Here is a 22,320-nt window from a genome sequence, read left to right on the forward strand (position 1 = left end):
GCGGGGACCGGCGGCGGTGGTGTCGCCGGCGACGACCGGGGAGAGCGCGTAGTACCAGGCCGCGAGCTGGCGGAGGTGAGCGGCGGCGCGCTCATCTCCCTGGCGCCACGACTCCTTATTCGTATTCGCCTCCTCGCCTCCGAGAACGACGGCCAACGCGACGAGGCGGGCCTTCGCGGGGTTCGCCTCGATGAGCGCGCCGAAAGTGTCGGCGTGGAAGCCGGAGGGCTGCGTGATCACGAGGAGGGTATGCGCGAGGGCGTTGCCGCCGCTCATCCCTGAGGACACCGAGAAGCGGTGCACGGTGAGGCCCAGGGCGACCACCCGGTCCGCGTCCTTCGGGAGGGTGTGCGGGAGAGTAACGAGGCGATCGACCCGCGGCAGACCGTCTCGGCCGCGTACCACGCCTTGTTGTTGGCGACGAAGATGCGCCGTTCGGCTTTCTGCTCGTCGGTCAAGGGGCCTGCGGTGGCGCCTCCTTCCTTGCCGAAGCCCGCAGCTTGCGGGTCGGTGAGGTAGTAGCTGACATCGGCGCTCTTGCCGGTAAACACGATCCGGACGTAGGCGGCGCAGCCGTCGACGTTCTCGATGCCCGACGCGCCCACGGTGGAGCCGCCTCGGGTACGACCAATTGGTGTCGGTGTCATGCCTGCACTCCCGACGTCACTACATCAGTGACACATTCTGATAAGCGCGCGGGAATGCTCGAACTGGGGGTGCCTGCCTCATCCTCTGACAGCTACTTTGAGGCCCGCCGGTCTGCATCTCGCCCTAGTCCCCGTCGCGTATCCGCACGACGACCATCGTCCTCGAAGCCAGATCCCGCGAGGCAAACCCGCCAGAATCAATTCGTCGTCGATGGCGATGATCTCCCCCCGCGCTCGACGCGGTCCACGCGAAAGCAGTCCCGTGACTTCTCGACAGTCCATCCTGAGCTGGTTCGCAACGGTGTCGGTGGTTGCCCTCATCGCAGTAGGCGCACCCAGCGCCACTGCCGCCGAGGTGGAAGGCGCCTCGGTCAGCCGGTACATCGTCCGGACAGCAGGGAACACGGTCGCAGCCAGGGTGGCTGCCACGATCCCCACGGATCGGATCCTCCACCGCTACAGCCAGGCTCTGTCCGGCTTCGCCGCCGAGCTGACCGGAGCCGAAGTCAGGTCTCTCCAGCGGCTGTCGACAGTGATCGACGTCACGGCCGACGAAGAGAGCCGCGCCAGTGCAGAGCAGGTCGATCCGACCTGGGGCCTGGACCGCATCGATCAGCGGCCGACGAGCGGTGACGGCGTCTACCGGTACTCCACGACCGGGTCTGGAGTGACGGCCTATGTTCTGGACACCGGCGTCAGCGCCAGCCACAACGAGTTCGGCGGGCGGGTGCATGGCGGATGGGACTTCATCGACGGGGATGAGGACGCCCGGTCGGACTGCAACGGCCATGGCACGCATGTCGCCGGAACCATCGGCGGAGCGACCTACGGAGTAGCCAAGGACATCGGCATCGTCCCCGTGCGCATCTGGAACTGCAACAGCCGAGGCTGGATGAGCGACATGATCGCCGCGATCGATTGGGTGATCAGCGATAGGAGCGGGCCGTCCGTCATCAATATCAGCGGATCCGGTGGCGCTTACCCGCTCACCGATGATGCGGTGCAGAGAGCGGTCGACAGCGGGATCCCGGTCGTCGTCGCCGCGGCGAACGACTACACCGACGCCTGCACCGCCAGCCCTGGCCGTGCGACCAACGCTCTCACGGTGGGAGCCACCGAATACGACGATCTCCCCGCTTACTACTCGAACTACGGATCCTGCCTGGATGTTTGGGCGCCCGGCTCCTCCGTCCTCTCCGCCTCGCCCGCATCGGACGATGCCTCCGCCTACTTGAGCGGAACGTCGATGGCGACTCCCCACGTCTCCGGAGTCGTCGGTCGTCTCCTGGAGGCCGAACCGTCGGCGACCCCTGCACGCCTGGCCTCGCTCGTCACGTCGACCGCCACCTCCGCAGTCAGCGACCCCAACGGATCGACGAGCAAGCTGCTGTACGCGGCCGGCCCGACGACTCCGAGCGTGCCGACCGCCGTCTCGGCGACCTCCGACGCTGGGACCCGTGCGGCGACGCTCGCCTGGCAGCCACCGATCTCCGACGGAGGCTCCCCCATCACCGGATACCGCGTCTCTCGCACCGGGACCGACGCCGCGGGGAACGGCCCGTGGTCGACGATCGTGTCGTCGTCGTCCAGAACCCAGCGCTTCACGAACCTCACCGCCGGTTCGACCTACAGCCTGAGTGTCCAGGCGGTCACCGCGACCGCCAGCGGGACAGCCGCATCGGCCAGCGTCCTGGTCGCCGGCGTCACGACACCGGGGGCGCCGACCGACGCCACAGCCGTGAAGAACGATTCGACCCGATCGGCCACCTTCAGCTGGTCACCTCCCCTCTCCGACGGCGGCTCCGCGATCACGGGCTACCGCGTCTCGCGTGATGGCACGGACGCTGCCGGCAACGGCTCCTGGACGACCGTGGTGCCCTCCTCCTCCCGGTCGCAGGAGTTCACCAACCTGGCGATCAGCTCGACCTACACCTTCACGGTGAAGGCGATCACTGCGATCGGGACCGGAGCGGCATCGAGCGCTTCCGTCCGCATCTCGCCGACCTACAGCCTCACCACCGCCACCCCGACGATCACCGGCAGCGCGAGGGTGGGCTCGGTCCTCACGGCGACCACCGGCACGTGGGGTCCCGCTCCCGTGGCCCTCGCCTACCAGTGGAAGGCGAACGGCACCGTGCTCTCCGGAGCGACGGCGAGCACCTACACGCCCACGAGCGGCACCGTCGGAAAGACGATCACTGTGACCGTGACCGGGACCAAGACCGGATACACGACCACGGCTCGCACCTCGACGGCGACCGCAGCCGTCGGCTCAGGCACCTTGACCACCTCGACGCCGACCGTCACCGGCACGGCCAAGGTCGGTTCCACTCTGACGGCGAACCCCGGCACCTGGGGTCCGTCATCAGTGGCCCTCGCCTACCAGTGGAAGGCGAACGGCACCGCGCTGTCCGGCGCGACGAGCAGAACCTACAGCCCGTCGAGCGCCACCGCGGGCAAGGCCATCACTGTGACGGTCGCAGGTACGAGCGCCGGCTACACCAGCGCGACTCGCACCTCGGCCGCCACAGCAGCGGTCGTGGTCGGCACTCTCACCGCGCCGACTCCGACCATTACCGGCACCGCGAAGGTCGGCTCCACCCTCACCGCGAATGCCGGGGCGTGGGCCCCTGCCCCGGTCGCGCTGACCTACCAGTGGAAGGCCAGCGGGACCGCCATCAGCGGCGCGACCGCCGCCACCTACAAGCCGACCAGCGCGACCGTCGGCAAGAAGATCACCGTCACCGTCACGGGGAAGAAGACGGGATACACCACCGTCGTCCGCACGTCGGCTGCTACAGGTGCGGTGGTCCGGTAGTGACCCGAGTGCCAGTGCGGTCGCCTTCTCCGGCACGAGTCGAGGTGACCGCGCCGGGTCGGGCGGAGTGGGTAGAACCTCTCTGAGGTGACGATCTCTGATTCCTGTCCAGAACTCGCCGCTGACGAGCTGGGTTCCGTCTCCCTCCTCGTGAAGTGGTGACCCGCCTGGGCGGCATCGGCCCTTTCCCGATCGACGGATCGCCCCTACTCTCAGGGCTACTACAGCCCGGAGTGGGAGGGCGCGGTTCATCGACGCTCACGACACGGACCAGGAACAGAGTGCAAGCACCCTGGGAGTCGTACGCGTCCGCGAGTGAAGTGACGCCGGAGAGCGCGGCTCGACACGAGCGGTCTCGTGTCGGCACCAGCAGACGATCGGAGAACCGATGAACCAAACGCCCGACAACACCCTCCTGCTGTCGCCGCTCATCGTTCCGCCCGAGGCCGAGATGAAGAAGGCCCTGCTGCTGAGCGAGCGGTTCGCGACGATCTCTCCGCGAGGATTCCCACCCACCGAGACCCTCACCGAGATGGAGGATCGAGGCTGGTGGATCCCTGCTGACCTCGACGACCTCGACGAGCACACGCGAGAGCAGGCCGTCGGCGAGTGCATCCGCGCCGCAGAGCGGTACACCTTCACGACCGACGACTGGCAGCAGTCAGACAGGCTGTTCGCCCGCAAGCTCCCGTATGAACTGGAGCACTGGCTCGTCGAGAACGACTACCTCAGGCCCGCTTCTCGCGACGGATCCCAGTTCCGGGCGACCAGACAGAACCTGGTCCCCGCGCTCCTCGCGATCTGCGGCCGGCGCCTCTGCCAGGCGAAGGGCTGGCAGTACGGCGTGGCCACGACGGCGACTGCCCGGCAGGCGCTGTTCGCGATCGACGACGCCTCCGATCAGCGTGCACTCGCCCTCACGCTCTACGACATTCCCGAGCCGCATCCGAATGCGACCTTCGACGACATAATGGCCTTCCGGCAGAGCAAGGAGAAGCTCCTCGCCCGGTACATCGACGGTCTCCGGGACGTGCGGCTCGCCGTCGCCGAGGCGGAGGACGGCCGGGAGCTCAAGGACGCGCTCCTCACCTACAAGGCACGCGTCACGGAGCTGCATCGAGCGTCCGGTCCTCTGAAGGGCAAGACCGGCGGGCGACTCGATCCGATGACTCTGCTGATCCCGATGACCGAGGTCGGCGTCGCGGTCGGAGACTGGTTGACCTCAGGGCCGAGCTTCGCTCCGATCGTCCTGGCGGTGAGAGCCGTCGCCTCGGTCGTCACCCTGCGCCGGCACGACGCGACGTCCTACCTCTCCGCTGCGGCGGCGAAGAACCTGATCGAGGCGCCAGAGAGCCGGGCGGTGACGGTCGGCCTGCGGGACTGACCGCTTCACAGCGGCTCCCGTCATAACTCCGCCGACCGCGGGCCCGGCCAGGGGGCTGCCACCCCCGCTTCGGTACCGTCTCCCCCATGCCCGACCTCACTCCCGACGCCCCCGAGGTCGCCGCCGAGCACCTTCGAGCGGAGCTGCAGCTGCGGCGCTTCGGGCGGCTCCGCCTCACCATCGACATGGCGCTGGGCAGCGGGTTCCTCGCGCCCTACGACCTCGTCGTCGTCCGCCTCGATACCGGGGCCGAGATCATCCGCGTGAAGGCCGATCTCACCGATCCCCACTACCTGCTCGGGCAGGTCGAGCTCGACCTCGAGACGAAGACGGTCGCCGAGTTCCTCGAGGAGTGGCGCCCCGCCTGACCGGGCCGGCGCCGAAGCGACCTGAGCAGGACTGCGGAGATCCGCCCCCCTCGCCTCACAGATCCGCAGGAACCCTGTCGCGCTCCTCGTCGGCGGCCACTACCGGCACCCATGCGCCGCGCGCCGGCCGCCCCGCCCACCACACGTACACTCCGGCGGCTACCACGGCGCCTCCGGCCCCGACCGCCCACCACGGGAACCCGGCGACGTCGGGCGACTCCCCCGCCGCGTCCACGTCCGACTGCGGCGTCGGGATCACCCGTTCGCCGGTCACGAGGATGCGGTGGGTGTTGATCCCGAGCGGGGTGCAGGTGACGAGGGTCAGGAGGTCCTGGCCGGGCTGCACGAGGAGGCTCTGCGTGTCCTCCGGCTCGACGACCAGCGTCTCGCGCACGCGGTAGGTGATCACCTCGCCGTAGACCTCGATGGTGAAGGTGTCGCCGACGTCGACGCGGTCGAGGTGGGTGAAGAGCTCGGCCGAGGCGAGGCCGCGGTGGCCGGTGAGCACCGAGTGGGTGGAGGGGCCGCCGACCGGCAGGGCGGTGCCCTCCAGGTGGCCGACGCCCCGCTCGAGGACGGCGTCGCTCGTGCCGTGGAAGATCGGCAGGTCCACGTCGATGGCGGGGATCCGGATGCGGGCCATCAGTCCCTCGGCGTCGCCGCGCAGGAGGGAGGAGTAGCGCTCGCGGTCGGCGACCTGCTCGTCGTCGGCGAGGGGGAGGCGCTCGTTCGCGGCGACGGCCGCGCCGCCTCCGCTGAGGCTCTGGTTGTAGGCGCGGGCCTCGACGAGGTTCTGCCGGAGGGTCTCGGCGCCGAGGTCGGTGATGTCCTGCGTGAGGGAGTCGATCTCGCGCGCCTGCTCGACGGCGCTGAGCCAGCTGGCGGCGACGGGGTACAGCAGCAGCGCCACTCCCGAGAGGCTGATGAGCGCGATGACCAGCGGGGCGATCGGGAGCCGCCAGCGCGGCCGGCGGTGGATCCGCCTCCGCGGAGGAAAAGGGCTGGAGACAGAGGAATGCGAGGCACCCGACGGGTGCCCCGCATTCGACTTCGTCATGGTGTGACGTTACTCCGCGGTCTGAGCAGCCAGCGCGGTGCGGCGGCGCGAGGCGATCAGGCCCGAACCGATCGCGAGGGCGAGGAGCGCGCCTCCACCGAGGGTGAACCACTGCGCGCCGCCACCGGTGAGGGGCAGGGCGAACGCCGGCACCTGGGTGTGGAGGAACTCGACGTAGTTCTGGATCGGCGCGGTGGCCGAGCTCGGTCCGGCGACGACCTGCGTCAGCACCTGGGCCGGGGTGGGCAGACGGAATCCGGCGGGCGGGGTCAGCTCGCGGACGTAGTAGTTGCCCGGCGTGATGATCGGGATCTCGACGATGCCGTTCGCTCCGGTCGTCCAGTTCTGGTTGCCGTTGATGAACACCGGGTTCTGGCCGAGGTTGGCGTCGTTCTCGGTGAGGAACACCTGGTAGACCGCACCCGCGAGCGGCACGCGGTTGGCGCCGTTGTTCTGGTAGGCGTACACGGTCAGCTGACCGATCGGGGTGCTGCCGGTGACCGTCTCCGTGGCCCCGTTCACGACGCTCGTCGCCGAGTTGGTGATGATGCCGTTGGCCGGGATGGCGGTGGCGCGGGTGAGCACCGTGAGGGTGACGACGCCGCCCTGAAGACCCTGGAGCTTCGTGAGGCCGGGCTGCAAGAAGTTCAGCGTGACGTTCCGGGTCGCGGCGTCGTAGCCGAGCGTGTAGTCGGTGTTCGCGATGAACGCCGGTGCGGGCGCGGTGCCCGCGGCGCTGGTCACCGTGATGCCGGTGGGCGCGACGCCGGCCGGTCCGGTCGGCAGGTAGGTCAGCTCGGCGGGGAGCGTGTCGGTGAGGGTGAACGTGTCGAGCGTGTCACCGGCGGCGAGCACCGGGACGTCCGAGGCGATGGCCCAGCGGATGAGGTCGGGGTTGCGCGCCTCGACCGAGTTCGCCGCCGCGGGGACGCGCGTCTTGGTGAGCTCCGTGACCGCGTTCTTGGGGTAGACGTGGACGTCGTAGATCCACTGGTTCGCCGGCGCACCGGTCGGGCCCGTCGGGAACGGCAGGGTGACGAGGAACGGCGCCGCGCCGTTGGTCGCTCCGGCGGGGAGCTGGGTCTCGGTCACGAGGTAGAGGCCCAGCGGCATGCTCGCGCCGTTGTTGAAGACGGCCTCGCCGTCCGCGGCGCTGGTGGCGGTGAAGGTGTCGGCGGCGGTGACGCGGGTCGCCGCGGTGCCCGGGGTCAGGTTCGCGACCTGGTTCCAGCCGTCGGGAGTGGTGAGGTCGACGCCCTGGACGCGCGCGGCGGTGAACACGGCGCCGGGCAGCGGGTCACCGGGGACCGAGATCTCCTGGCCGGTGCCGATCTGCTGGCCGTTGTTGGAGCTCAGCGCGAGCTTGTGCACGGTGAGGGTGCGGTCGATGCTCGTGTCGATGTTGCCGGGCAGCGTGACCGCTGACGCCGGCGCGATGGCGGTGAACACCGCCGCAGCGCTCAGCGCGAGGACGCCGGCTGCGGCGGCGAGCCGCCTGGTGAGTGTGCGGGACATGTGATCTCTCCTACTGAGGTCGTGAGTGCTGGTGTCGTGGAGTCGAGGGTGTGCGGGAAAGGGTCTGCGGGAGAGCGCCGGGGCTCTCGGTCGGGGCGTCACCGGGAAGGGCCTCGCAGCCTTCGGCGCCGCTCCCAGAGGAGGAGGCCGAGTGCGAGAGTGAGCACCGACCCCCCGCCCAGGAGAAACGCGTCGGTGCTGGCGCCACCGGTCAGTGGCAGGCGTGTGGGGTCCACGGGGGCGTTGACGAAGCGGTAGACCGCTGTCTGCCCGGCCGTGGGGGCCGTGATGGTCCGCGAGGCCACCGGGGACCACGTCGTCCCGGTCAGGCGCTCGAGACGCAGCTCCTGGTAGGCGAGGCGACGGGTCGGGTCCGTCGCCGCCTCCGACAGCGTGTAGCCGTGGCCCGGTCGCACCTCGAAGGTGCTCGCGGGGTTGCCCGTGGCCACGTACTCCGCGCCGGCCCGGGTCTCGGTCGGGAGCGTCGCCCCGGCCAGTGCGGCGGGCGTCGCGGTGACGCGCCAGTCGGGTGCCCGGAAGCCGGTCTGGGGGCGCAGGACCTGCTTGACCAGCGTGATGGTCGCGCTGGCGTTGTCCACGGTGCAGGTGACGGCGGCTCCGTTGGTCGGGGTCACGTCTCCGGCCGCGCTCACGGTGAGGGCGGCGCCGGTGTCGGTGCGGCACTGCCAGGGTCCGGTCTGCACGTAGGTGGCGGAGCCGCCCGTCTCGGCGAGCCGGTAGGCGGCACCCGGGGTGACGGGGATCGCCGACACGCTCGAGGAGCCCGCGCGGCCGTTCGGGCCGGGCAGGGCGCCGGTCGGGCCGGTGGCGCTGAGCGTGAAGTCACTGGGCAGCGCGCTGCCGGAGCTCACCGTCTTCACGAGCGTGAGGGACGCCGTGGGCCGGTTCACGATCGAGCACTCGACGACCGCCGCGGAGGCGATGCCGGTGAGGCTCGCGCTGATGACGGTCCCGGACTGCGAGAAGGTCGTGGCCCGGGCGGCGCCGTTGACCGTGCAGGCGCCGCTGACGAACGCGAAGCCCGTCTGCTGCACCTCCGAGACGGTGAGGGTCGCCCGCGACGCCTCCGTGCCGAACAGGACGGTCCAGGTGGCCTGGCCCGCCGCGTCCGTCTGCTGGCGGGGCGACTGCTCCGGCAGCAGGGCGACGGTGCCGGCGGTGGCCGTCGCCGTCGTGCCGACGGTCCAGTCCGTGCCGGGGCGGGTGGTCCCGGAGGCGTCCCGGATCGTCTTGGTGATCCGCACGGTGGAGGCCGGGCGCGGGGAGTTGAAGAAGGTGCAGGTGACGTTGACGCCGAGCCGGTTCGGGAGGGTGACCGTCCCGGTCGGGTTCGAGCCCGTGCTCACCCGTACGCCGTCCGCGTAGCACTCGTAGATGCTCGTGTAGGCGGTGATCGGGGAGGCGGAGCCGGCCGCCATCGCCTCCGAGACCGTGACGGTGCTGTTGATGGGCGTCGGGAAGGGGCCGATCTGCGCGGTCTGGCGACCGGTCGTGGCGCCGGTGGTGGTGGCCGTGGCGAACGGCGTCACCGGCGAGCCGGCGGAGGCCGTGAGCTGGAACTGGTCCGCCGCGGCCAGGCGCCCGACGACGCTCTTCTGCACGGTGATCGTGGCCGGCGAGGAGCAGCCGGAGAGGTCGACGGCGTTGACGCTCACGCGCGGCGTGCCGCTGACGCGGGTCCAGGTGGTGACGTCGAACTCGTACGCGCTGCCGGGGATGGCCGGGACACCGTTCGCGGCGGCGACGTCGCCGTTGGCGAGGTAGACGGTTCCACGCGGCGAGAAGGCGATGCCGTTGATGTTGGCGAAGGCGGCGTCGGTCCCCGTCACGGCCTTCGCGATCGAGGTGTTCACCGGGAGGGCGCCGCCGGTCGCCGCAGCCAGGGCGTCGGCCGGCACGGTGAAGATCGCAGCGCTGCTGGCGTTGTTGACCGAGCCCGCGCCGACGACGTAGAGGTTGCCGCGAGCGTCGAACGCCATGTCGCCGTTGCCGTTGGGGGTTCCGGAGGTGGGGAAGGAGCCGACGAGGGCGAACCGGGTGGCGACGGGGTTGGCCTCCGTGAAGCTCCAGATGTAGAACTGGCCGCTCGCGAAGCTGCCGAACAGGTACCGGCCCGTCCGGAGGTCGACCGCGCCGGCGACAATGCTGCCGGTCACCTGCGCTCCGCCGGCCACGGTCGTGTACGCGCTGTTCGCGATCCTCTGGAAGCCGGCCTCCGGCGTCCACTTGAGGACGGCGTCGATGTCCGTCGCGTCGGACGAGCGGTCCAGCGCGTAGGCGAAGGCGCCGTTCGCACCGACGCCGAGCGCGTTGGCCTCGGCGGTCCCCGACCAGCTGCCGATCGGGGTCAGGGATCCCGTGACGATGTCGGCCTGCTGCAGGGCGCCGGCCGCCGTGAGGGAGTAGAAGCGGCCGGTGTCGCAGAACAGGCGCGGCGTCTGCACCGTGTTCGTGAAGGTGCAGAGCACCTCCGCTCCCGCCTCGCTGGGGATCGTGATCGACCCGGCGGCGGAGGCTCCGGAGGCGATGACCGTGCCGCCGCGCGAGCACTCGTAGCTGTTGGAGTACCCCAGGCCCGCGCCCGCGGTCTGCGCCTCGGCGATCGTGTACGTCGCTCCGGACTGCACGGTGAGGCGGCTGATCTGCGCGGCCTGGATCCCGGTGGCGGTGCCCGTGGTCGTGGCCGACGCGAGGACCGTCGTGCCGCTGCGCACCGAGAGCGTGAACTGGTCGCCCGTGGCGCTGCGCACCGGCAGGTTCTTCCGGACGGTGAGGGTCGTCGCGGCCTGGATCGTCACCGACGTGGGGGCGGAGGCGATGAGGCCGGTGGGAGTCGTGGTCCCGGTGCTGTAGGTCCCGGCGGCGGCGGCCACCACGTCCACGGAGATCGTGCACGAGGTCGCACCCGCGGCGAGGTCGCCGCCGAGCGTCGAGACGGAGGAGGATCCGGCGGCCGCAGTCACGGCGAACGCGGTTCCGGTGACGTCGGTGCAGGACCCGCCGACAGCAGCCGTCGGGGCCACGACGAGGCCGGCCGGGAGAGCGGTCGAGAAGCGCCAGTCCGCCTTCGCGAGGAGGTCGCTGGTGTTGGTGACCGTGTAGGTCAGCGTGGTCGGCACCGTCGCGGTCGGCACGGCCTGTGTGAAGGCCGCGTCGAGCGCGGGGGTGACGTCGAGCACGCGGACGTCGTCGACGGCGAAGGCGCTTCCCGTGCCGGCGACCGTGTTCACGAGCTGCACCTGGGCCGCGGCGATCTGCGCTGGAGTGAGGAGCGCGGTGCTCGTGCCGGTGTAGGCGGCGGCGCGGGCGGAGGCGGGGAGCGCGGGATCCACGAGCGCGCCGAGCCCGCCGACCAGCGGGAGGGTCGGGGACGTGTAGAACACGCCGCCGGTCGCGGCGCAGGGCACGACCGGTGCGGCGAATCCGGTGAGGACGGTGGACCCGCCCGAGACCAGGTTGAGGGAGAGGGACGCGTTGTTCGTCCCGCACTGCCCGCCGGCGGCGTTCATGCCGACGGCGTAGTAGCGGGCGGCGGGAGCGGAGACGCCGATCCCCGCGGCGCTCTGGGCGACGGTCGTGCCGCCGGTGATGGTGGCGTACGGGTACTCGACCAGGGCGTGGTTCGCCTGCGTGCCGGTGTTCGAGCCGTTGGCCGGTGCGGTGCTGGAGGTGGACCCCGGCACTCCGGCCGCCACCTGACCGAGGACGTCCGCCATGCGGCGGGTCTCGCGTGCGGCCGACGATCCCGTGCCGACGGTGAGGAGGGGCCGGGTCGGGCAGAAGGCGGAATTGGGGTAGGGCGCCGTGTAGTTGACCAGGACGCCGGTGCAGTTCGTGGCGGTCGACCAGCCGGTGGCGGCCGTGTAGCGGCCGTTCGCGTAGGCGGTGAGCGCGCTCGGAGTGGCGGTCAGACCCTGCTCGAAGGTCTCGGTCCACACCTGCCGCGGGGCCTCGGCGACGCCGGCCGCGAGCGTGGAGAAGCCTCCCGCTGCTCGCGCCGTCGCGGGCGGGCCGCGGTCCGACTCCTGGTCGTCGTCCGAGGCCGCCGTGGGAGCGGGCGCCGACTCGGCGGGCGTCGGCTCGACGGGCCGCTCCGTCTCTGCGGCGCCGCGGGGTGCTGCGGGATCGGGCTCGTCCTGAGCGGGCTCCTCCGCCGTGGCACTCGGCGACTCCGCGGCCTCGGCGGGTGCGGGCGGGGCGGACGTCGACGGGGCGGACGCTGACGGAGTGGGTGCCGAGGTGGCAGATGCGGAGGGGGCGGGTGCCGGATCGGCCTCGGGGGCTGCCGGCGGTGTCGGTGCGACGGGCGTCGGGAGAAAAGCGGGGGCGTCGCCGGCGACCGGATCCGCCTGGTTCGCGGCCTGAGCGGGAGACGAGGCGGAGACGTCGCCGAGCCCCCACGAGCCGACGAGGAGAGCGCCGATCGTCGCGACGACGACGGCCCGCATTCCGAGGCGCGACGGCGCACGGTGCCGTGAGGGACGGCGCCGCCGGGTCGTGAAAGCCATGGTTCTGCTTCTCAGTCGTGTAGTCGGTCGTGGAGATGAGCGAAACGTCGACACGACGAACGACACGGATGTCGCAGCGAGTGCGGAGGCCCCAGACTCCGGAGGGGAGCACGCATTCCGCGCGGGCTTCCGAAGATGAACGTATAGGTCGGCCTCCCTCTCGCCATAGAGAAGTGAGCCCCCCTTGTCGGGGCCATAACCGATGAGAAAAGGACCGGGGTGAAGCCGAATATGGCGCCTTTTGACGGGTCCTCGCGAAGGAGTTCTAAGAAGTGAGCGCGCGCGACCGGCTCGGCTCACTCCTCCCGTCAGGTCCCGTGCAACGCTCGGGCCCCACCCGGCCACGTACTCGGTACACGCCCGACCGACGAAGGATGGACCCGATGACGCGACGCACACTCGACGACCTGCTCTCCCGCAGCGACCCCGCGACCGACGACCGGGCGCCCGGTGTCCGCACCGCCCTGCACGCCGTGGTCGCCGAGACCCGCGAGCGCGCGCCCCGCCGTCCCGCGCGGTCGAGGGCGTGGTGGCTGGCGGCTCCCGTCCTCCTCGTCCCGGGTCTCGTGCTGGCGACCAGCGCCGGCACCGACGTCCGCTCGGTCCCCGACTTCACGATCCCGATCAGCTACACCACCGACTCCGGCGCGGCGGTGTCGTGCTCGATCGACTACTTCAACGGCGAGATCGACTACCGCGAGGTCACCACCTCCGCGACCGACTACCTCCGCGCGCAGGACTGGAGCGGCGTCGGCCAGCGGATCCACGACGACGCGCTCGCCTACACGACCGATCCCGCCTGGCTGGCCTCGGACATGAACAGCGACGGCCCCGGCCTCTCGGAGGAGACGATCCGCTGGCGGGCCTGGATCACCGCCGCGGACGACCACATCCTCGACACGATCCCCGAGGGCGTGATCGTCGAGGGCGACGGCGGCCTGGGCGGCAGCACCGACTGCACGGGAGAGCTGTGATGAGCGCCGGCGAGGCGGCGCCGTCCATGGCGCGCAGCGTCGTCCGCTCCCTCGCGCGCGACCGGGAGGCCGAGATCACGGCCCTGGTCGAGCGGGAGGCGCCGGACCTGCTCCGCTACTTCGCGCGGCGGACGGCGAGCCCCGAGGACGCCGCGGACCTCCTCAGCGACACCCTCCTGATCCTCTGGCGGAAGGAGCGGTCGATCCCCGAGGACGAGACGCGCGCGCGGATGTGGGCGTTCGGCGTCGCCCGGCGGGTGCTCTCGGGCCAGCGCCGCACCGCGACCCGGAGGAGCGCGCTCGTCGAGCGGCTGGCGGAGGAGCTCCGCATCACCCCGCCCGCACCCGCCGACGACGCCGCGGAGGACGTCCGCGCCGCGATCGCGCAGCTGAAGCCCGTCGACCAGGAGATCATCACGCTCGTCTACTGGGACGGCTTCTCCCTCGCCGAAGCGGCCGAGATCCTGTCCCTCCGCGCCGCGACCGTGCGGAGCCGGCACGCGCGGGCGCGGGCGACGCTGCGGGACGCGCTGGGGGCGGCGATGTGAGGAGGGGTGCGGGGCACGGTCGCACCCCTTCACCCGGCACCCCCTCCTGAGTAGCATCCCCCGCATGAGCAGGCTCGTCGTCTCCGTCCTCACCTCGCTCGACGGCCGCTTCGAGGGGCCCGGGCACGACCTCTCGGCGCTGCCGTTCGAGGACGCGTTCAACGACCACAACCTCGAGCTGCTGCGCCGCGCGGGCACGCTCGTCTACGGCGGCCGCTGGTTCCGCGACAACTGGGACAGCTGGAGCGCCGTCGCCGCGGACGGGACGGCGGGCGAGCGGGAGCACGAGACCGCGCGGCTGGTCACGTCGCTCGACGCGCTGGTGATCAGCGACTCCCTGGCTCCCGATCCGGAGGCGCCGTGGGCCGCCACCACCCGGATCATGCCGCGGGAGCAGGGTCCGGCCGAGATCGAGCTGCTCAAGCAGGCCGACGGAGGCGACCTGCTGATGTTCGGCAGCGGCACCACCTGGAATCCGCTCCTCGAGCAGGGTCTGGTGGACGAGCTGATCGTCCTCGTCGGCGCCGGACTCGCGGGCGGCGGGACGCCGCTCTACTCCGGGGCGCCGCAGCACGGCCTACGCCTCCTCGACGCGACGGTTCTGCCGGGCTCTGAGCTGGTGCGGCTCCGCTACGACGCGAGCGGGGCCGGCGGGCGCTGAGCGGGACCTGCCGACGCGCGAGGACGCCGGCGGACCTGCGCCCTTCGAGCCGTCGAGGCGCTCGCCTCCGCCGGGGTGCGCACGACCCCGGCTGAGACAGGGCGGCCTCCCTCAGGAGCCGACGCCCCCTCCCGTCAGCTGACGTCGTGCGCGCGAGGCGCAGGGGCCGCCCCGGACAGCGAGCGGTCGCCCGACGCTGCAGGCCTGCGGAGTGCCCCGGCGCACAGCCGGACCCCCAGAACGACGCTCGTCACGCCTCCCGCCAGCAGCCCGGCACACACCGCGGTCCAGATCGTCATGCTCGAACTCGGCACGGCGTGCAGCCCGAATACGAGCCCCGCTCCGCTGCCGACCAGCGCGGCCGCGACCAGTGGGATCGTGAGCGCCGAGCTCTTCTCGGCGGCGGTCCACGACGAGCTCCACAGGACCAGAACGGCGCCGATCGGCCAGCCGATTCCGGGGATCAGCAGCCAGCCGAAGGCGAAGACCAGGGAGGCCGCGACCGCGAACCACCGACGGGCGAGAATCCCCCGCACATTTCCGTGCTGAACTCCGGCCTGGACCTGATCTGACATGCGTCGGAGCCTACGGAGACGGACGGGACCGCGGCACGAACTGGCGCAGGGCCCCCGCGCACCGGCACACGGCGCGGCGAGAATCGCGTCTGTGGCGCAGCGAACGCGCCACCGTACTCCGAAGCCTTGGCCACCTGTGCACGCCATCAGTACCTTGTCACGCAATGTTCCACCCGGAACAAGAAACGGAGACACTCATGTCTGGATTCAGATCCAAGCTGATGGCGGGGATCGCCGTCCTCGCACTCGCTCTCACCGGAGCCGCGCCTGCGAGCGCGAGCACGGAAGCCGAGCACTCGGAGGTCGTCATCGCCCGCGAGTTCCTCTCGGAGTACGGCGTTCCCTCCGAGACGCAGGACGACCTGGTCGAGGCGTACCTCGCCGGCGAGGCGTGGGACTCGCTGTCGAGCGCTAACCCGACCGTGATTCTCAATCAGATTTGTCAAGCCAGCGGGGATGGTTTGGCTCGCCTGTTCTTCCTTCTCTCCCAGCGTTTTTTTGCCTGGAAGGCACGTAGTGCCGAGCAGGGTCGGGGGCGGGAGCGCAACCCGGAGGGCGGAGGAGGAGAGGTTGTCGGCGCGATGTGAGGGAGCGCAGCGACCGCGTGCCGAGAACCTCGGAGGAGCCGGCCGCGCAGCGGCTTGCGCGGACACTGGAGGCCCGTACGCTGCCGAAGGCTTCCAGGCAAAAATGCGCACAGCGCTCAACACCGCCGCCGGCCAGAGGCCGGTGTTCGCTCGGGTCTGTGAACCGCGACGCTCGTCGCGGCGGCTCTCAGTGGTCTTCGGTGAGGTGGCGGTAGATGGTGCCGCGAGACACGCCGAAGGTGTCGGCGATCTGCTGGACCGTGTAGGTCTTCTCGTCGTACATCGCACGCGCCTGTTTCGCCTTCGTCGGCGTCATCTTGAAGCGCCCGCCGCCCTTACGTCCGCGAGCTCGAGCGGCGGCAAGGCCGTCGTGGGTTCGCTCCACGATGAGGTCGTGCTCGAACTCCGCGATCGCGGCGAGCATGTGGAAGAACAGCCGGCCGCCCGGAGTGGTGGTGTCGATGCCCTGAGACAGCGCCTTCAGTCCGACGCCGCGCTGCTGGAGGCCGTCGGCTACCTCTTTCAAGTTCCGCACGGACCGGCCGAGGCGATCGAGCTTCGTCACGACGAGGGAGTCACCCTCGCGGAGGTAGTCGAGAGCGTCCTCGAGCGCGGGACGCTTCGCGAGTACTCCGGAGGCGTGCTCGACGAACACCTTCTCGCAGCCGGCTGCCGTGAGCGCATCGGTCTGAGCGTCGGGGTTCTGGTCTCTGGTCGAGACGCGCGCGTATCCGATCGAAGCCATAGGCCTGACTGTACTGCGAACGTAGGTTGCGGGTCATAGCTCTCGGACACGGGCCGTGGAACACGGCGCGCCGATTGGACCGCCGCGCTGCTCGACCGTCTCGTAAACGATCGTTCGCGAACACCTCGGCAGTGGTCGCTCAAATCGATTTCTGTCGATAACATCGGTGCATGCCGATTGATCACGTGCGGGGCACCTCTGCCGCCGTCTCCCTCTTTCACTCTTTGGCCGACCCGAAGCGTCTCCAGATCGTGCGGCGACTTCAGCATGGTGAGGCTCGGGTCAGTGATCTAGTGGCGGAGCTGGGCGTGGCGCAGTCGACGGCTTCTGAGCACATGAGCTGCCTGCGCGAGTGCGGCCTGGTCGTGGGGCGTGCAGAGGGACGGCAGGTGTTCTACTCGTTGGCCCGTCCGGAGCTGATCGATCTTCTCGAGTCCGCTGAGGCACTTTTGGAGGCGACGGGGTTCCAAGCGGATCTGTGCGGCACGTTCGGGGCGGAAGCACGGAGCGCACGTGACGTGGACGCTGCCGCATCGGAGGTCCGTCGGGGCGTGGAAGTGGCGCCGTGATCGGCACTATCGCGGCGGCAATCGGACTGTTCGCTGCGACGAACATCGATGACATCGTGGTTCTGACGGTGCTGTTCCTCGCGTCCGCCCGTGGCTCGCTGCCGGGCTGGAAGGTTGTGGCGGGGCAGTACCTCGGCTTCGCGACTCTCGTCGCGATCAGCGTCGTTGCCGCCGCCGGGTTGACGATCATCCCGGATGAGTGGGTGGGGCTTTTGGGCCTGATCCCGCTGGCGATCGGTCTGTACGGGCTCATCCGCACCCTGCGCAGCAGGGGCGATGATGACGACGACGATGACGAGAGTTCGATCAGTGCGGTCGGGCTGCTGGGCGTTGCGGGGATCACGATCGCGAACGGCGCGGACAACATCTCCCTCTACACGCCCGTATTCCGCACGAGCCCGATCGCGGACACGGTGGTCACGATCATCGTGTTCTTCCTCCTCGTCGCGGTGTGGTGCCTGATCGCTCGCGTCGTCGGCACGAACAAGACGGTGACCGAGCTGTTGGAGAGGGTCGAGCACTGGCTCGTGCCTGCCGTATTCATCGGCCTGGGTCTGTTCATCCTGATCGAGTCGGGTGTTCTGCCTCGACTCCTCGAGCTGTTCTGATGCCCGCCACGCGCAGGCTCGTCCTCCGAGTGGCTTTCATCGCTGCGCTGATTGCGGCCGCGTTCGGTCTTGATCAGCTCACGAAGAGCTGGGCCCTGACAGCGCTGGAAGACGGACGCACGATCGAGCTCGCTCTCGGAGCGCGGTTCGAGTTGATCTTCAACCCCGGCGTCGCCTTCGGGATGGGCTCCGAGCTGGGACCTGCACTGGCGGTCGGACTGATCGTCATTCTTGTGACCCTCACGGTGTGGGTGTTCGTGCGGACCATCCGCGGGGCTCCGCTGGGTGGACCGGCACTTCTCGCTCTCGCCGCCGGCGGTGGCGCAGGGAACATCTGGGACCGCATCAGCCGAGCCGCGGACACGCCGCTGGGCGGAGAGGTCGTCGACTTCATCGCGGTCGACTGGTTCGCGATCTTCAACGTCGCCGACATCTTCACCACCTGCGGCATCGCCGGCTGGGCCCTCCTGCAGGTCTTCGGCAGAGCGGACGCGCCCCAACCACAGACGAGCGAAACCTGATCGAGGCGCAGCCCTGAGCCTCACCGTTCGCCGGATCACGGCGCCGTCCCCTTGTTTCTGCCGACCACCGGCCTGACAGAAAGCACCACCCGTGAAAACCAGCACCAAGGTCAACCTGATCGCCATCGCCGCGGCTGTCTTCGTCGTCGCGGTCATCGCCGCGATCGCGATCTTCCGGCCCTTCTCCGCCTCCCGCGAAGAGGTCGCCGCCGCGACGCCCGTCCTCGAGCAGAACACCCACATGCTCGATCAGGCGGAGGACGGGAAGGTGACGCTGGTCGAGTTCCTCGACTTCGAGTGCGAGGTCTGCGCGGCCGTCTACCCGACCATCGAGCAGCTGCGTGAGGAGTACGCAGGCCGGGTCACCTTCGCGACCCGCTACTTCCCGATTCCCTCGCATCGCAACTCCGAGAATGCCGCTCTCGCCGTCGAGGCAGCAGCGCGGCAGGACCGGTTCGAGGAGATGTACGACCGGATGTTCCAGACGCAGGCGAGCTGGGGCGAGAGCCAAGACTCCAAGGCCGACGTGTTCCGCGGCTTCGCGGAGGAGATCGGCCTCGACCTGGAGCAGTACGACGCGGATGTGGCCGACCCGTCGACGCTCGAGCGGGTGCGCTTTGATTTCGAGGCGGGCAAGGACCTGGGGGTGCAGGGCACGCCGACGATCTTCGTCAACGACGAGGCGATCCAGCTCGAACGCCTCGAAGACATCCAGGCCGCTCTCGACGCCGCTCTCGCCTCGTGAGCGCCCTCAGCCGCCGCGCCCTGCTGGCCCTTCCCCCGCTCGCGATGATCGGCATCGGGACCAGCGGATGCGCGCGGGACGACCTCGCGGAGCAGTACCGCGGCGGGTCGAACAAGAACTACGTCGCCGGTGACGGCACCGTCATCGAATGGCCTGTCGGCAGCCGCGGCGAGCCGGTCGACTTCGCCGGAACGAGCGAAACGGGCGACGCGATCAGCTCCGAGGATTACCGCGGGCAGGTGCTCGTCGTGAACTTCTGGTACGCCGCCTGCGCCCCCTGCCGCGCCGAAGCACCCGACCTGCAAGCGCTGCACGAGCAGTACGACGGGAACGGAGCGGCGTTTCTCGGTGTCAACGTTCGCGACCAAGCCGACACCGCCACCTCGTTCGCGAACACCTACGGCATCACCTACCCCTCGATCATCGATACCGACGCCGCCGTGGCCCTCGCGTTCTCTGGGAAGTTCGCCGCGAACGCCGTCCCTACCACCCTCGTGCTCGACGTCGACGGCCGACCCGCCGCGCGGATCCTCGGCCGGGTCACCGCCCGCTCCATCCTCGACACCCTCATCGCGGACACCATCGCGGAGGCGGCCTCGTGAACTGGGGAGAGGCTGTGTTCAGCGGCCAACTCCTGCTCGCCGCGCCCATCGCGGTCCTCGCCGGCCTCGTCTCGTTCGCGTCCCCGTGCGTGCTCCCCCTCGTCCCCGGCTACCTCGCCTACATCGGCGGAAACCCCGACCTCGCCACAGGCAGCCGGCGCCGCCTCGTCGCCGGAGTGGGCCTGTTCATCGCCGGTTTCGCCGTCGTCTTCATCGCCTACGGCGCCGCGTTCGGCGCCCTCGGGACATGGCTGCTCGAATGGCAGGACACCGTCACCCGCATCCTCGGAGTGCTCGTGATCCTCATGGGCGTCGTGTTCATCGGGCAGGTCCGGTTCCTGCAACGCACCATCCGCCCCCGCTGGAAACCCGCGACCGGACTCGCCGGAGCACCCCTGCTCGGTGTGGTGTTCGGGCTCGGCTGGACACCCTGCTTCGGGCCCACCCTCGCCGCGATCTCCGCGCTGAGCCTGGACGGCGCCTCCGCCGGCCGCGGCGCGTTCCTCGGCCTGCTGTACTGCCTGGGCCTGGGACTGCCGTTCCTGCTGATCGCCCTCGGATTCTCCTGGGCCGCCACCGCGACCAGCTTCCTCAAACGCCACATCCGCACCATCAACCTCCTCGGCGGAGGGCTACTCATCCTCATCGGCACCGCCATGGTCAGCGGCCTGTGGACCCAGTTGATCTACCGCCTCCAGAACCTGATCAACGGATTCGTCCTCCCCATCTGACCCGTCACCCCCGCCCCGAGAGGACCACCGAATGAGCGCACTCACCCCCGCCGAGACCGAACAGCTGACCCGACGCGGGCTGCGCCTGGCGCAGTTCACCGTCGCCTACAACGTCATCGAGGGCATCGTCGCGATCGCGGCCGGTATCGCCGCGGGACTCGTGTCCGTGATCGGGTTCGGCATCGACTCCGGCATCGAGTCGATCGCCGCCGTGCTGGTAGGGCTGCGCCTGGCGGCGCGGCTGCGGCATGGTGAGGCGGACGAAGCGAAGGAGCGGCGCACGTTGAAGTTCGTCGCCGTGACGTTCTTCCTCCTCGCCGCCTACGTGAGCATCGAGGGCATCCGCAGCCTGATCGCGGGTGACGCTCCCGAGTCCTCCCCGGTCAGCATCGTGCTCCTGATCCTCTCGATCATCGTCATGCCGGTCCTTGCGGCGGTGAAAACGCGTGTCGGGAAGAGGCTCGGAGACCCCCTGATCCTCGCGGACGCAGCGGAGACTCGGATCTGCGTGCTGTTGAGCGTCTCCACCCTCGTCGGGCTCGTCCTCTACGCCCTCACTGGAGCCGCGTGGCTTGACCCGGTTGCAGGGTTCGTCATCGCTCTCTTCGCCATTCACGAGGGACGCGAGGCCTGGGAAGGCGAGCTCGTAGAAGACGACGATGACGATGACTAGAGCGGGCGCCGACAGGCGAGCCACGAGCGGGCTGACGATCGATGTTCCGGGGCAGACACCCTCAACCTCAGAAGTGCTCTCCTCGGGTGCGACGCGCACGGCGGGAGGATGATCGGAGAATGATGATCGAGGTTCTTCACATCGACGACTGCCCGAACTGGAAGGACGTCGGCCCTCGCCTGGACCAGGCGCTGAAGTCCACCGGCCACTCCGACATCCCCGTCACCTACCGGCTTCTGGCGACACCGGAGGACGCCGCCGGCGTCGCTTTCGCGGGTTCCCCGACGATCACCCTCGACGGGGAAGACCTGTTCCCGTCGGGCGGGCGGACCACGGATCTTGCCTGTCGGATCTACTTCACGCCGAGCGGGCTGGCGGGTCTTCCGACGACGGAGCAGCTCGTGGAAGCGATCGCTGCCCGTGAACCCTGATTCCTCCGTCACCTGTTCCTGCTGCGGACGGGCCCGCCGTCGACGTCAGGTTCACGCACTCAACGATGGCGCCGCGTACGTGTGCCGGCGGTGCGGGCTCTGGATAGCGCTGCGCCCGGGCAGCGATCACCCCCGCGCCTCCTCATTGTCTCGGCGCTGACACGCCGGAACTCAACGCCGGTCAGGTCGTTCGGGTTGCTCTCAGCCCGAGCCGGGTGCGGCCGCGAGGCTTGAGGACGGACAGGGCGGTGATAACCACGAGAACGACGGCGCCGCCGGCGGTCGCGACGACCAGTTGCGTGCGGGTTCCCTCGAGCGTGGAGGGGATGAGCCCGTGGCGGGCGGCGAGGGACATCGTCTCGATGAGGCGCGTGTGCAGCAGGAGGACTGCGGTTGCGAAGACACTCAGCCACAGCTTGATCGCCACCCAGTAGTGGCGCACCAGTCCCCAGTGCGTTCCGAGGCCTTGCAGGATTCCGGTGGCGAGGGAGGCGAGGGCGAACGGGATGATGACGAACGTCCCCAGCGGGTCCAACGCCAAGTAGGCGCTTCGGACCGTGAAGGGGTCGCTGCTGGTCGCTCCGACGAGCGCGATCGCGAGGAACGCGCCCACCGCGCCGAACCAGCCCACGGACACCAGGACGTGGACGGTGAGGGCGACTCGGCGAGCTCGCGGGCCGAGCATCATCAGTGATTCATCATCTGCGCCCCGCCGCCGGTGAGCAGGTGCACGACGATGAAGCCGATCGCGAGGACGACGACGACGACCATGAACACCTTCACCCAGCGGGGGCGCTCCGGGACGGGCGACGGCGTGCCAGACGGGTTGGAGTCACTCATGCGCTCAGCCTAGGCACCCGCCCAACCCATCCCGTATCGATGTGGTGCGTTGCCCCTGCCCCGACATCTTCGGTCAAGTCGGGAATCTTCCGCCCGATCACCCCGTTGTCTGATACCCCCGGGGGGTATACCGTCGGATCAGGCCGGAAGCGGCCGGAAGGAGTCATGATGGCGCAGCACCACCTGCACGAT

Annotated in this window: 23 protein-coding genes and 1 pseudogene; 15 read left to right on the top strand and 9 right to left on the bottom strand. The window is 70.0% G+C overall.

Features of this window, described 5'->3' with window-relative positions:
- Both C5C69_RS08630 and C5C69_RS16705 read right to left on the bottom strand, forming a co-directional pair.
- A pseudogene (locus tag C5C69_RS08630) lies at positions 1-240 on the bottom strand (hypothetical protein); the annotation flags it as partial.
- 32 nt (positions 241-272) lie between these two features.
- Entirely contained in the window at positions 273-647 is a 375-nt protein-coding gene (locus C5C69_RS16705; protein WP_146083621.1) for a hypothetical protein, read from the bottom strand.
- Between the two features lie 418 nt (positions 648-1,065).
- Here C5C69_RS16705 and C5C69_RS08640 point away from each other — a divergent pair, with 418 nt between their 5' ends.
- The 3 genes from C5C69_RS08640 to C5C69_RS08650 all read left to right on the top strand — a co-directional run bounded on the left by C5C69_RS08640 (position 1,066) and on the right by C5C69_RS08650 (position 5,217).
- Positions 1,066-3,465, top strand: a complete 2,400-nt coding sequence (locus C5C69_RS08640) for a S8 family serine peptidase (protein WP_181127045.1) — start codon at positions 1,066-1,068, stop codon at positions 3,463-3,465.
- A gap of 388 nt (positions 3,466-3,853) precedes the next feature.
- Entirely contained in the window at positions 3,854-4,849 is a 996-nt protein-coding gene (locus C5C69_RS08645; RefSeq protein WP_104257762.1) for a hypothetical protein, read from the top strand.
- Positions 4,850-4,935: 86 nt separating this feature from the next.
- Positions 4,936-5,217, top strand: coding sequence for a hypothetical protein (locus C5C69_RS08650; RefSeq protein ID WP_104257763.1), 282 nt, complete (start codon positions 4,936-4,938; stop codon positions 5,215-5,217).
- A gap of 55 nt (positions 5,218-5,272) precedes the next feature.
- On the opposite strand, the gene C5C69_RS08655 is transcribed toward C5C69_RS08650, so the two are convergent.
- The 3 genes from C5C69_RS08655 to C5C69_RS08665 all read right to left on the bottom strand — a co-directional run bounded on the left by C5C69_RS08655 (position 5,273) and on the right by C5C69_RS08665 (position 12,318).
- Entirely contained in the window at positions 5,273-6,274 is a 1,002-nt protein-coding gene (locus C5C69_RS08655) for a class C sortase (RefSeq protein ID WP_104257764.1), read from the bottom strand.
- Between the two features lie 9 nt (positions 6,275-6,283).
- The gene (locus tag C5C69_RS08660) at positions 6,284-7,789 is read right to left on the bottom strand and encodes a SpaH/EbpB family LPXTG-anchored major pilin (protein WP_104257765.1); all 1,506 of its coding nucleotides are present in this window, start codon (positions 7,787-7,789) and stop codon (positions 6,284-6,286) included.
- A gap of 98 nt (positions 7,790-7,887) precedes the next feature.
- The gene (locus C5C69_RS08665; RefSeq protein WP_146083622.1) at positions 7,888-12,318 is read right to left on the bottom strand and encodes an LPXTG cell wall anchor domain-containing protein; all 4,431 of its coding nucleotides are present in this window, start codon (positions 12,316-12,318) and stop codon (positions 7,888-7,890) included.
- Positions 12,319-12,701: 383 nt separating this feature from the next.
- Here C5C69_RS08665 and C5C69_RS08670 point away from each other — a divergent pair, with 383 nt between their 5' ends.
- The 3 genes from C5C69_RS08670 (at position 12,702) to C5C69_RS08680 (ending at position 14,501) form a co-directional block, all read left to right on the top strand.
- The gene (locus C5C69_RS08670; RefSeq protein ID WP_104257767.1) at positions 12,702-13,292 is read left to right on the top strand and encodes a hypothetical protein; all 591 of its coding nucleotides are present in this window, start codon (positions 12,702-12,704) and stop codon (positions 13,290-13,292) included.
- A gap of 26 nt (positions 13,293-13,318) precedes the next feature.
- Positions 13,319-13,840, top strand: coding sequence for an RNA polymerase sigma factor (locus tag C5C69_RS08675; protein ID WP_104257801.1), 522 nt, complete (start codon positions 13,319-13,321; stop codon positions 13,838-13,840).
- 64 nt (positions 13,841-13,904) lie between these two features.
- Entirely contained in the window at positions 13,905-14,501 is a 597-nt protein-coding gene (locus C5C69_RS08680) for a dihydrofolate reductase family protein (protein ID WP_104257768.1), read from the top strand.
- Between the two features lie 134 nt (positions 14,502-14,635).
- Here the strand turns inward: C5C69_RS08680 and C5C69_RS08685 are convergent, their stop codons facing one another.
- Positions 14,636-15,076, bottom strand: coding sequence for a hypothetical protein (locus C5C69_RS08685; RefSeq protein WP_146078440.1), 441 nt, complete (start codon positions 15,074-15,076; stop codon positions 14,636-14,638).
- A gap of 197 nt (positions 15,077-15,273) precedes the next feature.
- Here C5C69_RS08685 and C5C69_RS08690 point away from each other — a divergent pair, with 197 nt between their 5' ends.
- A complete protein-coding gene (locus tag C5C69_RS08690) occupies positions 15,274-15,663 on the top strand; it encodes a hypothetical protein (protein WP_104257770.1) in 390 nt (129 codons plus the stop codon).
- A 187-nt stretch (positions 15,664-15,850) separates the two neighbouring features.
- Here C5C69_RS08690 and C5C69_RS08695 read toward each other — a convergent pair whose 3' ends face one another.
- Complete coding sequence (locus C5C69_RS08695; protein WP_104256092.1) at positions 15,851-16,408, bottom strand: recombinase family protein; 558 nt, start codon at positions 16,406-16,408, stop codon at positions 15,851-15,853.
- Between the two features lie 170 nt (positions 16,409-16,578).
- On the opposite strand from C5C69_RS08695, the gene C5C69_RS08700 reads away from it, so the two are divergent.
- From C5C69_RS08700 to C5C69_RS08735, 8 genes are all read left to right on the top strand, one after another.
- Positions 16,579-16,977 carry a helix-turn-helix transcriptional regulator gene (locus C5C69_RS08700; RefSeq protein WP_055794452.1) on the top strand — a complete coding sequence of 133 codons (399 nt, stop codon included), beginning with the start codon at positions 16,579-16,581 and terminating at the stop codon, positions 16,975-16,977.
- Positions 16,974-17,585: a cadmium resistance transporter gene (locus C5C69_RS08705; protein WP_055794455.1), complete on the top strand. Its 612-nt coding sequence runs from the start codon at positions 16,974-16,976 to the stop codon at positions 17,583-17,585. Before C5C69_RS08700 ends, C5C69_RS08705 begins: the two co-directional genes overlap by 4 nt.
- A 29-nt stretch (positions 17,586-17,614) precedes the next feature.
- Positions 17,615-18,106, top strand: coding sequence for a signal peptidase II (locus tag C5C69_RS08710; RefSeq protein WP_162238049.1), 492 nt, complete (start codon positions 17,615-17,617; stop codon positions 18,104-18,106).
- 91 nt (positions 18,107-18,197) lie between these two features.
- Positions 18,198-18,851 (top strand): thioredoxin domain-containing protein, encoded by a 654-nt coding sequence (locus tag C5C69_RS08715; RefSeq protein ID WP_082481720.1) that lies wholly within the window; start codon positions 18,198-18,200, stop codon positions 18,849-18,851.
- Positions 18,848-19,453: a TlpA disulfide reductase family protein gene (locus C5C69_RS08720; protein ID WP_104233615.1), complete on the top strand. Its 606-nt coding sequence runs from the start codon at positions 18,848-18,850 to the stop codon at positions 19,451-19,453. The genes C5C69_RS08715 and C5C69_RS08720 overlap by 4 nt, the downstream gene beginning before the upstream one ends.
- Before the next feature lie 14 nt (positions 19,454-19,467).
- Positions 19,468-20,184: a cytochrome c biogenesis CcdA family protein gene (locus C5C69_RS08725; RefSeq protein WP_374952936.1), complete on the top strand. Its 717-nt coding sequence runs from the start codon at positions 19,468-19,470 to the stop codon at positions 20,182-20,184.
- Between the two features lie 31 nt (positions 20,185-20,215).
- On the top strand, positions 20,216-20,857 hold the full coding sequence (locus C5C69_RS08730) for a cation diffusion facilitator family transporter (RefSeq protein ID WP_055794460.1): 642 nt from the start codon (positions 20,216-20,218) through the stop codon (positions 20,855-20,857).
- Positions 20,858-20,976: 119 nt separating this feature from the next.
- Positions 20,977-21,288, top strand: a complete 312-nt coding sequence (locus tag C5C69_RS08735; RefSeq protein WP_055794463.1) for a hypothetical protein — start codon at positions 20,977-20,979, stop codon at positions 21,286-21,288.
- Between the two features lie 181 nt (positions 21,289-21,469).
- Here C5C69_RS08735 and C5C69_RS08740 read toward each other — a convergent pair whose 3' ends face one another.
- Positions 21,470-21,976, bottom strand: a complete 507-nt coding sequence (locus tag C5C69_RS08740; protein ID WP_219812359.1) for a DUF2269 domain-containing protein — start codon at positions 21,974-21,976, stop codon at positions 21,470-21,472.
- Positions 21,976-22,128 carry a hypothetical protein gene (locus C5C69_RS16970; RefSeq protein WP_157603228.1) on the bottom strand — a complete coding sequence of 51 codons (153 nt, stop codon included), beginning with the start codon at positions 22,126-22,128 and terminating at the stop codon, positions 21,976-21,978. Before C5C69_RS16970 ends, C5C69_RS08740 begins: the two co-directional genes overlap by 1 nt.
- Between the last annotated feature and the right edge of the window lie 192 nt (positions 22,129-22,320).

It is taken from the genome of Rathayibacter sp. AY1C7, assembly GCF_002931865.1.
Classification (GTDB): Bacteria; Actinomycetota; Actinomycetes; order Actinomycetales; family Microbacteriaceae; genus Rathayibacter.

What these genes read in the sequence shown, in the direction of transcription:
- C5C69_RS16705 (WP_146083621.1), bottom strand. Translation starts at nt 647, where the DNA reads ATGACACCGACACCAATTGGTCGTACCCGAGGCGGCTCCACCGTGGGC.
- C5C69_RS08645 (WP_104257762.1), top strand. Translation starts at nt 3,854, where the DNA reads ATGAACCAAACGCCCGACAACACCCTCCTGCTGTCGCCGCTCATCGTT.
- C5C69_RS08650 (WP_104257763.1), top strand. Translation starts at nt 4,936, where the DNA reads ATGCCCGACCTCACTCCCGACGCCCCCGAGGTCGCCGCCGAGCACCTT.
- C5C69_RS08655 (WP_104257764.1), bottom strand. Translation starts at nt 6,274, where the DNA reads ATGACGAAGTCGAATGCGGGGCACCCGTCGGGTGCCTCGCATTCCTCT.
- C5C69_RS08660 (WP_104257765.1), bottom strand. Translation starts at nt 7,789, where the DNA reads ATGTCCCGCACACTCACCAGGCGGCTCGCCGCCGCAGCCGGCGTCCTC.
- C5C69_RS08665 (WP_146083622.1), bottom strand. Translation starts at nt 12,318, where the DNA reads ATGGCTTTCACGACCCGGCGGCGCCGTCCCTCACGGCACCGTGCGCCG.
- C5C69_RS08670 (WP_104257767.1), top strand. Translation starts at nt 12,702, where the DNA reads ATGACGCGACGCACACTCGACGACCTGCTCTCCCGCAGCGACCCCGCG.
- C5C69_RS08675 (WP_104257801.1), top strand. Translation starts at nt 13,319, where the DNA reads ATGGCGCGCAGCGTCGTCCGCTCCCTCGCGCGCGACCGGGAGGCCGAG.
- C5C69_RS08680 (WP_104257768.1), top strand. Translation starts at nt 13,905, where the DNA reads ATGAGCAGGCTCGTCGTCTCCGTCCTCACCTCGCTCGACGGCCGCTTC.
- C5C69_RS08685 (WP_146078440.1), bottom strand. Translation starts at nt 15,076, where the DNA reads ATGTCAGATCAGGTCCAGGCCGGAGTTCAGCACGGAAATGTGCGGGGG.
- C5C69_RS08690 (WP_104257770.1), top strand. Translation starts at nt 15,274, where the DNA reads ATGTCTGGATTCAGATCCAAGCTGATGGCGGGGATCGCCGTCCTCGCA.
- C5C69_RS08695 (WP_104256092.1), bottom strand. Translation starts at nt 16,408, where the DNA reads ATGGCTTCGATCGGATACGCGCGCGTCTCGACCAGAGACCAGAACCCC.
- C5C69_RS08700 (WP_055794452.1), top strand. Translation starts at nt 16,579, where the DNA reads ATGCCGATTGATCACGTGCGGGGCACCTCTGCCGCCGTCTCCCTCTTT.
- C5C69_RS08730 (WP_055794460.1), top strand. Translation starts at nt 20,216, where the DNA reads ATGAGCGCACTCACCCCCGCCGAGACCGAACAGCTGACCCGACGCGGG.
- C5C69_RS08735 (WP_055794463.1), top strand. Translation starts at nt 20,977, where the DNA reads ATGATGATCGAGGTTCTTCACATCGACGACTGCCCGAACTGGAAGGAC.
- C5C69_RS08740 (WP_219812359.1), bottom strand. Translation starts at nt 21,976, where the DNA reads ATGATGCTCGGCCCGCGAGCTCGCCGAGTCGCCCTCACCGTCCACGTC.
- C5C69_RS16970 (WP_157603228.1), bottom strand. Translation starts at nt 22,128, where the DNA reads ATGAGTGACTCCAACCCGTCTGGCACGCCGTCGCCCGTCCCGGAGCGC.